An 11,111-nucleotide genomic window follows, 5' to 3' on the forward strand; every position below is an offset into this window, starting at 1 on the left:
GCGGCGCGCGCCCCGGCACGCCGTCAGTCGCGCGGCAGGCGCGCAATGCGCGAGATCAGCTGGGGCGCGATCCGCTCGAGCGGCAGGATCGCCGACGCCGCGCCGATCGCCGCGGCCGCCTTCGGCATGCCGTACACGGCGCTGGTCGCCTCGTCCTGCGCGATCGTGTAGCAGCCCTTCGCGCGCATCGCCTTCAGGCCGAGCGCGCCGTCGCGCCCCATGCCCGTCAGCAGCACGCCGAACGCGTCGCCTTGCCAGCCGTCGGCGACGCTGTTGAAGAACACGTCGATCGACGGCCGGTACGGCGTCTCGACCGGGTGCCGCGTATAGCCGAGCACGCCGCGCGGCGACAGCGTCAGGTGATCGTTGGTCGCCGCGAGCAGCACCTCGCCGGCCAGCGGCACGCTGCCCTGCCGCGCGACGCGCACGGGCAGCCGCGTGTAGCCGTCGAGCCACTCGGCCATCCCGAGCGCGAACGCCTGGTCGACGTGCTGGACGATCACGATCGCGGCCGGAAAATCGGCCGGCAGCACCCGCAGCAGCGCGGTGAGCGCGGTCGGCCCGCCCGCCGACGCGCCGATCGCGACGAGCGTCGGCTGGCCGCGCTCGGGCGTCGGCCCCGGCGGCACGAGCGCGGCGGTGCGGCTTTCGAGCAGCCGGCCGATCTGGTCGATCTTCGCGAGCAGCGCCTGCGACGACGCGCCGGCCGACAGCCCGAGCGCGAGCGTCGGCGTGTCGACCGCATCGAGCGCGCCGGCGCCCATCGCCTCGTAGACCGACGACGTATTCGCGCTGACACTCGCCGTCACGATCAGGATCGCGCACGGTGCGCGCGCCATGATCCGGCGCGTCGCGACGACGCCGTCGACCTTCGGCATCACGAGATCCATCAGCACGAGATCGGGCGGATGCGCGACGCAGAAATCCACCGCCTCGTCGCCGTCGGTGGCCACCCACAGCACGCGGTGGTCCGCGCGCAGCGCGAGCACGCGGCGCAGCGCCTCCACGGCGAGCGGCAGGTCGTTGACGATGCCGATGTTCATGCGCGCGCGTCCCCGATCAGGTCGTGCACGGCATCGAGCAACGCCTCGTCGTGGAAGCTGCTCTTCGCGAGGTAGTAGTCGGCGCCCGCGTCGAGCCCGCGACGGCGATCCTCGTCGCGATCCTTGTACGACACGATCATCACCGGCACGCGCTTGAGCAGCGGATCGCCCTTGATCAGCGTGACGAGTTCGATGCCGTCCATGCGCGGCATGTCGACGTCGGTGACGACGAGGTCGAACGCGTCGCTGCGCACCGCGTTCCAGCCTTCCATCCCGTCGACCGCGACCGTCACGTCATAGCCGCGCTTTTCCAGCAGCTTGCGCTCGAGCTCGCGCACCGTCAGCGAATCGTCGACGACGAGCACGCGGCGGCGCCGGTCGGCGAGCGCGCGCTGCGGGTCGCGCGTGAGCCGCGCGAGCTGGCCGCCGCGCACGAGCTTGTCGACCGAGCGGATCAGGTCCTCGACGTCGACGATCAGCACCGGGTCGCCGTTCTCGAGCAGCGCGCCGGCCGCGATGTTCTGGATCTTGTGCAGGCGGCCGTCGAGCGGCTGCACGACGAGCATCCGTTCGCCGAGGAAGCGGTCGACCGCCACGCCGTACAGCTCGGGCTCGCCGCCGACGACCACGACCGCGGTGCTGGTGCGGGTCGCATCGGGCTCGCCCGCGTCGAGCAGCTGGTGTGCGGCGACGAGGCCCGCGCGCCGGCCGTCGAACGGAAAGTGCGGCTGCCCCTCGAGCACGTCGATATCGTCGTGCGCGAGTTCGAGCGTCCGGCGCACATGGGCGAGCGGGAACGCATACGGCTCGCCGGCGACCTCGACGAGCAGGCTGCGGATCACCGACAGCGTGAGCGGCAACTGCAGCACGAAGCGCATGCCCGCGCCCGGCTCGTTGAAGATCCGCACCGCGCCGCGCACGCCGCGCACCATCTCCTGCACCGCGTCGAGGCCGACGCCGCGGCCCGACACGTCGGTCACCGCGTCGCGCATCGAGAAGCCCGGCAGCAGCAGGAATTCGAGCAGCTCGGGATCGGACAGCCGCGCGGCCGTCTCGTCGTCGGTCAGGCGCTGGCGCACGACGGCCGCGCGCAGCGCGTCCATGTCGACGCCCGGCCCGTCGTCGATCACGCTGACGAGCAGCGAACCGGCGCTGTGGCGCGCCTCCAGCGTCACGCTCGCCTCGTCCGGCTTGCCGCGCGCGCGCCGCGCCTCGGGCGAATCGACGCCATGGTCGATCGCGTTGCGCAGCAGGTGGCCGAGCGGCGCGTCGAGCAGGTCGAGAATGTCGCGGTCGACCTGCGTGCCCTCACCGACGATCGAGAAGCGCACCTGCTTGCCGAGCGAACGCGCGAGATCGCGGACGATGCGCGGATACGCGCGCGTCGCGTCGCCGAACGGCCGCATCCGGCACTGCAGCGCCTCGTCGTAAAGCTGCTCGGCGATATGCGTGCTGCGCCGCTCGAAGCGGTCGAACTCGTCCATGCGCTCGGCGAGCGAACGCTGCAGGTCGTTGAGCATGTGCCGCACTTCGTTCATCGACGCGAGCATGCCCGCGTCGAGATCGTCGGCGAATTGTTCGTACATCAGATCGAGCGAACGGGCCGCGTCGCGCTGGGCGCGCTTCACGCGCAGCATCGATTCGGCAAACGGCTTGAGCCAGCGCGATTCGACCAGCGATTCGCCGGACAGGCTCAGCAGCCGGTTCAGCGTGTCCGCGCGCACGCGGCGCATCGCGCCGGCGCCGGCCACGCGGCCGGCCTGGGCCGGATCGGGCGCCGTCGCCGACACCGCGAGCGGCGGCACCGCGGCGCCGGCCCCGACCGGCTCGTTCGCGGCGCCGTCGTGCTCGCGATACGGCACGAACGACGGCGGCACCGGCGCCGGCCCGGCGGCCGGCGCGTGCATCGTCTGCGCGCCGTCGGCGCCCGTCAGCGCCGCCGCGAACACCTCGATCTCGGTCTGCGACACCGGCTGCGCTTGCGGGTCGCCGACGCGCACCAGCAAATCGACCCCGGCGAGCAGCACGTCGACGTGGGTGGCCGTCAGCGCGATCGTGCCGGCCTGCGCGGCGACGAAGCACTCCTCCATCCGCCCCGCGATGTCGACGCCGAGCGGCACGCCGACGATGCGCGCGGCCCCCTTCAGCGAATGCGCGGCGCGCATGCACGCCTCGAGCGCGACGGAATCGGGCTCGCCCGATTCGAGCGCGAGCAGCCGCTCGGACAGCGCCTGGGTCTGCGTGCGCGTCTCCTCGCGGTACAGCTCGAGCAGCGACAGATGGCTCAGGTCGTCATCGCCGCTCATCGCATGCTCCGCGTCACGGCGTCGAACAGGCGATCGTCGTCGAGCAGGCCCACCGACTTGCCGCGCCACGACAGCACGCCGCGCGACAAGCCGGCGCTCGCGCGCCCGACCGTCGCCGGCACGGGTACCCAGTCGGATGCGCCGAAGCGCAGCACGCCCTCGACCTCGTCGACCGGGAACACCACCGGCTCGCCCTGGTGCGCGGCCACCAGCAGCCGCGTGAAACGGCCGTCGTCGCCGCGGCCGTTGCCGCCCTTGCCGGCGCCGAGGCCGAGCAGCGCGCCGATCGAGATCGCGATGCGCAGCGTGCCGCGAATGTTGACCACGCCGCGCACGGCCGAATTGCGGCGATGCGGCAGCGAATGGATCGGACGCGTGCCGGCGATCTCGCGCAGCACGCCGATCGGCAGCGCGAGCCATTCGTCGGCCACGCGGAACGCCAGCGCCGCGTGGTGCGAGTCCGCGTCGGCGTCATGCACGTGCGTCGTGCCGGACGCACTCATCCGGCGCGCGGCGTCGGCCAGCTCGGCCGCGTCGAGCGGGCGCTCGAGCAGTTTCGCCGCGTGATAGGCATACACAGGGCAGTTCAGGCAGCGCAGGCAGTCGTTCAGCCGTTCGCACGAACGATCGCCGCGCGTGCCGATCCGGTTCCAGCAATCGTCGACGTCGATCGTCGTAGCGTCAGTGGCAGCGGCGGCGCGGTTCATGAATTCCTCTGGTCATCGCGGTGTCGGTTCCCAACCCGTAGTCGTATCAGCCGGCCGAGCGCCGTGCGCGCTCGAGCAGCCATTGCGCACCGGCGCGATCGCCGCCGACGTCGAGCAGCGTCGCAAGATGGGTCAGCGCCTCGTGGTGCGTGGGCCGCAGGTACAGCGCCTTCCGGTAGAAATCGCCGGCTTCCGCGGCGCGCCCGCGCGCATCCGCGATCAGCCCGTTCAGGTAGAACGCATCGGCATGCGGGCCGACGCGCGCCGAGAACTGCGCGAGCACGCGTTCGGCTTCGTCGAATGCGCCGGCGTTCGCAAGCGCCTGGGCCTCTTCCAGCGTCGGCGCGAGGCCGTCGGCGGCCGGCGCGGCCGGTTCGCCCGCCGCCACCGGCAGGTCGGCCCGCGCGTCGAACGCGGCCGCCGGCATGGCCGGCGGCGGCGCGAACGGCTGGCGGAGCTCGCCGAGCCAGGCCGGCGGCGCGACGGCCAGCACAGAACGCGCCGCCGCGAGCGGCGCGACCGTGAAGCGTTCCGCGCGCCGGTATGGCGCCGCCACGCTGAACGGCGCCGCCGGCCGGGCGGCGTATGCGTCGACCGCCGTGCCGGCGGCCTCGCGATGAAACGCGAACGCGAGCGGCACGCGCGCCGAGCGCATGCCGTGCCGCATCGCGACGCCCGTTTCGGCCGGCCCGACGAACAGCATGCCGTCGTCGGCGAGACGCGCGTCGAGCGAGCGGATCACACGATCCTGCGCGTCGCGATCGAAGTAGATCAGCACGTTGCGGCAGAACACGAAATCGTAGCGAATGCCCGTGTCCGCGACCGGTTCGACGAGGTTCGCCTGACTGAAATGCACGCACGCGCGCACGCGTTCGTCGAGCAGCCAGCCGTCGCGGGTCGGCGTGAAATACTGCGCGCGAAACTCCGTCGCGGTGCCGCGAAACGCGTTGCGCCCGTAACTGCCGAGCCGCGCCTGCTCGATCGCGCGCGCGCTGAGGTCGATCGCGTCGACCGTGAAGCTGGCCGGATCGAGCCCCGCGTCGAGCAGCGCCATCACCGCCGAATACGGCTCCTCGCCGGTCGAGCACGGTGCGCTCAGCACGCGGATCACGCGGCTGGGCAACGCGGCGACCCGCTCGAGCGCCAGCCGCGCGAGCGTCGCGAAGGCTTCGCGGTCGCGGAAGAACCAGGTTTCGGGCACGACGAACAGCTCGATCAACGCGCGCCGCTCGTCGGCCGATGCATTGAGCTGCTGCCAGTACGCGTCGAGCGCCTCCGGCGTCACGGGCGGCCGGGCCGCCGACGGCAGGCGCTCGCCGTCCGCCTGCAGCGCGTGCACGCGTTCCGTCAGCGCGCGGGTCATGAAATCGTTGCCGAGCGAATCGGGGTCGATGCCGGTTTCGCGCAGCAGCCAGTCGCGAAATCGCGATTCGGATTCTTTCATGCGGACTCTCCCCCGTGGCCCGGCGGGCCGTCGAACAGATACAGGCGTGCAACGTCGTCGATCAGGTCGGCTACCGATACCTGCTGCACGACGCCGTCGGGCGTATTCGCGACCGGCCCGAGCCAGCGCGTGCGCGCGGTCGAGATGCCGCTGGCGCGAAATGCCGCGCGGTCGATCCGCATCGTCCGCGTCGCGCGCTCGACGATCAGGCCGATCGTGCGTACGCCGCCGGCCTCGCCCACGCGGTAGCGGACCATCACGAGCCGCGTCGAGCGCAGCGCGTGCGCACGGCGCCCGAGCGCCAGCATCGGCACGTCGATCACCGGCACCGGCTGGCCGCCGCGCATCAGCAGCCCGGCGATCCACTCCGGCGCGCCGGGCACGGCCTTCGTGACCGCCAGCGGCAGCACCTCGTCGATGCCGGCCGCGTCGAGCGCATAGCGCTCGCCGTCGAGCTCGAACATCAGGAACAGCGCGTGTACGCCGTTCTGCGGATCGGCGCGCGTCACGCGTCGACCTTGAAGCGCGACACGCTGGTGCGCAACTGGTTCGCGACGAGCGTCAGGTCGTCGATCGCCTGCGACGACTGGCGCAGCGATTCGGCCGTCTGCTGCGCGGCCTCCGACAGTTGCGACAGTGCCTGCGTGATCTGCTCGGCGCCGTTCGCCTGCGTCTGCATCCCCTCGTTGACCATCTGGAAGCGCGGCGCGAGCGTCTGCACCTCGGCGATGATCTGCGACAGCTGCCCGCCGACCTGCTGCACGTCGAGCATCCCGCGGCGCACTTCCTCGGAGAACTTGTCCATCCCCATCACGCCCGCCGACACGGCCGACTGGATTTCCTTCACCGTCTGCTCGATGTCGTAGGTCGCCACCGCCGTCTGGTCGGCGAGGCGGCGGATCTCGGTCGCGACGACCGCGAAGCCGCGACCGTACTCGCCCGCCTTCTCGGCCTCGATCGCCGCGTTCAGCGACAGCAGGTTGGTCTGGTCGGCCACCTTGGTGATCGTCGCGACCACCTGGTTGATGTTCAGCGCCTTCTCGTTGAGGATCGCGAGCTTCGCGTTCACCGAACCGGCCGCGTCCATCACGCTGCGCATCGTCTCGCCCATCCGCGTGAGGCCGCTCTGGCTCACGCCCGCGAGCGTCGCCGACTGCTCGGCCACGCCGGCCACCTCGTTCATCGTGCGCAGCAGGTCGCGCGACGTCGCGAAGATTTCACGCGAGGTCGCGCCGATCTCGGTGGTCGTCGCCGCGGTTTCGTTCGCGGTCGCCTGCTGCTCGCGCGACGTCGCCGCGATCTCGGCGACCGACGTCGTCACCTGCAGCGACGACTGCTGCGCGCGCGCGACGAGCTCGGTCAGCTCGTCGGCCATCCGGTTGAAGCCCGTCTCGAGCGTGCCGAACTCGTCGCTGCGCTGCAGGTCGAGGCGGTGCGTCAGGTTGCCGGTGCGCATCACGTCGTGCACCTCGACGAGCCGCGCCATCGGCACGGTCACCGAGCGGTACAGCCCGTAGCCGAGCCCCAGCGCGGACAGCAGCATGATCGCCAGCGCGGTCGCGAGCACCACCTCGGTGTCCTGCACGGATTCGCGGATCAGCTTCGCCGACTGCTCGGCGAACTTGCGGTTTTCCTGCACCAGCACGTTCGCGTTGCGCACGACCTCGGCCCATGCGGGCAGCACCTTCGCGTATGCGGCCACCGCGTCGTCGTGCGACTGGCGGTGCCGCTGCACCGCTTCGTTCAGCAGCGGCAGGTAGTGATCGTAGGCGCCGCGGAACGTCGCGAAGCGCTGCCGGTCGTCGTCGCGGAAGATCGAGTTCTGATAGTCGACCGACAGCGACTCGACGTCCTTCGCCGAATCGGCGATCTTCGCGAGATCGTGCTGGATGTTCTCGGGGTCCGTCTCGACGAACGTCGCCTGCTGCAGCAGCATGAACGATTCGTTCACCGCGCCGCGCAACGACGACGCGAGGTAGACGCCGGGCAGCGAGTCGCGCTCGATGCTGACGGCTTCGCTGTTGATCGCGCGCAGTCGCTCGTACGACACGCCGGCTGTCACCAGCATCAGCACGAACAGCACGCCGAAGCTGAGCAGGATGCGATTGCCGAGCGTCAGCCGGCCAGCGCCGATCGTCGGATGCAGGCTTTCATTGGTCGCGCGGGGCGTCACGGTGGCCATGTTCGTTATGGGCTTCTAGTATCTTCGTTGAAAAAACCGCGCCCGCCTGCGCGCCGGTCGGCGCGCCACGAGGGCATCGGGGTCTGCGGACGACGCGGCGCCGGCGGGCCGCGCCGCTCAATCATCGCTCCGGTTGCGCCGGCAGCCGGAGCGCGACCATGAAGCCGCGCGCCGTATTGCGCATCAGGATCTGGCCGCGATGCCGCGCCGCCGTCGCGCGGACGAACGCCAGCCCGAGGCCGAAGCCGCCGCGCGTCGCGCCATGCACGGCTTCGAGCTGCACGAACGACTCGGTCGCGGCCGTGCGCTGCTCCGGCGCGATCCCCGCGCCGGCATCCTCGACGCCGATCAGCCACGCGCCGTCCTCGGCGCTCAGCGTGCAGTGCACGTCCGTGCCGGGCGGGCCGTACTTCAGCCCGTTGTCGATCAGGTTCGCGACCGCGCGCGTCAGCATCATGCGATCGCCCATCGTCACGCACGGGGTATCGGGCACGTGCGCAACGACCCGGCCGCCAAGCCCGGCTGCCTTCTCCCACAGCTGGTCTACGGCATCGAGCACGATCTCATTGAGCATCACGACCTCGTGCGCGCGGCGCTCGGACTGCGCGCGGGTCAGGTGAATGAAGCCGTCGGCGAGCGCAAGCGCGCGCCGCGCGTGGCCGGCGATGCGCTCCATGATCGCCGGCATGTCGCCGTGTTCGGCGCGGTAGACGTCGAGCAGCGCGAGGATCGACGTCTGCGGCGAGCGCATGTCGTGCGACAGGAAGTCGAGCGCCTCGTCGCGCTGCCGCGACATCAGGTAGGAATTCGAGTGGTAGCGGATGCGTGCGGCCAGCTCCATCGCGTCGGGAAGCTTCACCAGATAGTCGTTCGCGCCGGCGATGAACGCCTCGCGCTTGACGATCGGCTCCTCCTTCGCGGACAGCACGATGATCGGCACGCGAGCGGTGGCGGCGTCCGCGCGCCACGCGCGGACGAGATCGAGGCCGTCGATCTCCGGCATCACGAGATCCTGCAGGATGACCGTCGGCTTCACGTCGCGCGCAACCGCCATCGCCCGATGTGCGTCGGTGCACATGTGCAGGTCGATGTCGTGCTCGCTGCGCAGCGCGCGGCGAATCACCTCGCCGACGAACGGTTGATCGTCGACGAGCAGGACCGATAACCCCGATTCAAGACAATCCGGGGCATTATCACCGCTCGATTCTTTCATAAATACAGTTTCAAACGCCGATTCTCCAATCGATTCTTTCATAGGAGTTGTTTATCCGGCTTGCACGCTATCTTATTCTGGCGGTTGAAAACCCCACCCGATTCCGCCGACCTGGCCTGTCAGCACTGCTTTTCAGGGCATCGGACGCCGATTTTTCCCCGCAGGCGGCCGCATTACCTACGCATCCTTTCTCTCAATAAAGATAACCGGCTGATTCTAAATGAAATTAGAACACAGCATCTATCACCTTCCGGTTTAGTTTTGCCAAATATGCAGAAAGAGACCGAATCATATAAATCAGATCATTTACGGATTCGAAATGCGGTAACGTTTGCGAGATCGGCCCGTCAGGCTTGCATGCGCTGCAAGGCTGACCGTCCGGCGAATTGGGGCCGGATAGAAAAACAGGCGGACGAAGCGGCGCAAGGGCGGGAAAATCGCCGTGCCGGCGCCGCTCCGAGGGGGCGGGCCGGCAGGCAGCCGGCCGCGCATTGGAGGGGACTTATCCGCGCGCGTGCTGCGCGGACACTTCCTGAAGGTCGAGGTCGCGCTCGAGCGCGTGCAGCATCTCGTCGTGGATGCGGCCCGAGCGGTGCAGGCGCAACAGCTCCGCGCGCCCGGCCCGGATCGCGGCCAGCACGACGTCGTAGTGCGCGGCGCGCACTTCCGCCGGATACGTGGGCTCGTCCTTCGCCCGCTCGGTCAGTTCGGCGCGATACGTGTACTGCTCGAGCAGGCGCGGATGGATCACGACCCCGTTCTCGTCGCGCACGAGCGGCTGGATCGCCGCGAGCTGCGCCGCCTCGACATGCGCCCACGTCTGCGGCTCGGTCAGGTGATGCGCCGCGCGCTCCTCGCGCTGCGGCAGGCGCAGCAGCCGGATCAGCGGCCCGATCGTCGTGCCCTGCAGCAGCACGGTGACGAGGATCACCGCGAACGACGCCACCAGGATCACGTCGCGGCCGGGCATCGCCTCGGGCAGCGACAGCGCGATCGCCAGCGTCACGACACCGCGCATCCCCGCCCAGCTCATGATCGTCGCGGCTTTCCAGTCGGGTGTTTCGCCGCGCCGCGCGATGCCGCGCACCGGCCACTTCAGCGCCTCGACCGCGTAGATCCACACGAAGCGCGACACGATCACCGCCGCCAGCACCGCGAACACCGGCGGCGCCATCGTGCCGAGCACCTGCTCGAACCCGCCGAGCCGGTGCATCGCGCCGCGCAGCGACAGCCCGATCAGCACGAACACCATCGCCTCGAGCAGGAACACGATAACCTGCCAGAACGCGGTGCCGCGCGTGCGCACAGCGGCCGAGAACACCTCGTGCTGATGCCAGCCGACGATCATGCCGGCCGTGACGGTCGCGATCACGCCCGACACCTCGACCATTTCGCCCGCGATATACGCGATCCAGCCGGCGATCACCGCGACGGTGATCACGAGATAGTCGTCGTCGAGCAGCTTCAGGAACCACACGACGAGCCTGCCGACCACGAACCCGACCACGACGCCGCCGAGCCCGAGCTCCGCGAAGCGCACGACCGCGTGCTCGAGGCTGAACGCGCCGGTCAGCGCGGCCGCGACCGCGAAACGGAACAGCACGAGGCCGGCCGCATCGTTCAGCAGGCTTTCGCCTTCGAGCAGCACCATCAGCCGGCGCGGCAGCGCGACGCGTTCGAGCACGGCCTTCGCGGCCACCGCGTCGGGCGGCGACACGATCGCGCCGAGCGCGAAACACGCGGCCCACGGCAACGCCGGCGCCACCCAGTGCACCGCGAAGCCGACCGCGAACGTCGTGAACACGACCGCGCCGATCGCGAGCAACAGGATGCCGCCGACGTTGCGCTTGAACTCCTCCCACACGGAGAAATACGCGCCGTCCATCAGCAGCGGCGGCAGGAACACCAGCAGCACCAGCTCGGGATCGAGGTTGACCGGCGGCAGGCCGGGAATGAACGCGATGCCGATGCCGCCGACCAGCAGCGCGGCCGCCGGCGGCAGCCGCAACCGCTTGGCGATGCATTCGAGTGCGACGATCGCGAGGAATGACAACAAAACCAGCTTGAATGCCGAGACGGGAGACATGAATCGTCCTCGTGAAGAATGAATGCGTGCTTTCCGGCGTCGTCCCCCGGTCGGCAGTTTGGCGCGATTACATCACGGCGCGAGCCCCGCAGTCGAGCGCGCATCGGCCGGCGCGGTGGGCGGTGGGCGG

General features: G+C 70.1%; 8 protein-coding genes. All 8 read right to left on the minus strand.

Translation table 11 applies throughout. The features are described 5' to 3' along the window. Nucleotides 1-23: 23 nt before the first annotated feature. Nucleotides 24-1,043, minus strand: coding sequence for a chemotaxis response regulator protein-glutamate methylesterase (cheB, locus tag GQ56_RS0117325; protein ID WP_031399857.1), 1,020 nt, complete (start codon nt 1,041-1,043; stop codon nt 24-26). Then, nucleotides 1,040-3,349: a hybrid sensor histidine kinase/response regulator gene (locus tag GQ56_RS0117330; protein ID WP_031399858.1), complete on the minus strand. Its 2,310-nt coding sequence runs from the start codon at nt 3,347-3,349 to the stop codon at nt 1,040-1,042. The genes cheB and GQ56_RS0117330 overlap by 4 nt, the downstream gene beginning before the upstream one ends. Further along, nucleotides 3,346-4,056: a chemotaxis protein CheW gene (locus GQ56_RS0117335; RefSeq protein WP_031399859.1), complete on the minus strand. Its 711-nt coding sequence runs from the start codon at nt 4,054-4,056 to the stop codon at nt 3,346-3,348. The genes GQ56_RS0117330 and GQ56_RS0117335 overlap by 4 nt, the downstream gene beginning before the upstream one ends. A 46-nt stretch (nt 4,057-4,102) precedes the next feature. Continuing rightward, the gene (locus GQ56_RS0117340) at nt 4,103-5,500 is read right to left on the minus strand and encodes a CheR family methyltransferase (protein WP_031399860.1); all 1,398 of its coding nucleotides are present in this window, start codon (nt 5,498-5,500) and stop codon (nt 4,103-4,105) included. Beyond that, nucleotides 5,497-5,964 carry a chemotaxis protein CheW gene (locus GQ56_RS0117345; RefSeq protein ID WP_407638593.1) on the minus strand — a complete coding sequence of 156 codons (468 nt, stop codon included), beginning with the start codon at nt 5,962-5,964 and terminating at the stop codon, nt 5,497-5,499. Before GQ56_RS0117345 ends, GQ56_RS0117340 begins: the two co-directional genes overlap by 4 nt. A gap of 41 nt (nt 5,965-6,005) precedes the next feature. Continuing rightward, complete coding sequence (locus GQ56_RS0117350; RefSeq protein WP_031399862.1) at nt 6,006-7,682, minus strand: methyl-accepting chemotaxis protein; 1,677 nt, start codon at nt 7,680-7,682, stop codon at nt 6,006-6,008. Between the two features lie 121 nt (nt 7,683-7,803). Continuing rightward, on the minus strand, nt 7,804-8,937 hold the full coding sequence (locus GQ56_RS0117355; RefSeq protein WP_031399863.1) for a hybrid sensor histidine kinase/response regulator: 1,134 nt from the start codon (nt 8,935-8,937) through the stop codon (nt 7,804-7,806). 460 nt (nt 8,938-9,397) lie between these two features. Further along, entirely contained in the window at nt 9,398-10,981 is a 1,584-nt protein-coding gene (locus tag GQ56_RS0117360) for a Na+/H+ antiporter (RefSeq protein ID WP_031399864.1), read from the minus strand. Nucleotides 10,982-11,111: the final 130 nt, after the last annotated feature.

This window comes from Burkholderia paludis (genome assembly GCF_000732615.1).
Taxonomy (GTDB): domain Bacteria; phylum Pseudomonadota; class Gammaproteobacteria; order Burkholderiales; family Burkholderiaceae; genus Burkholderia; species Burkholderia paludis.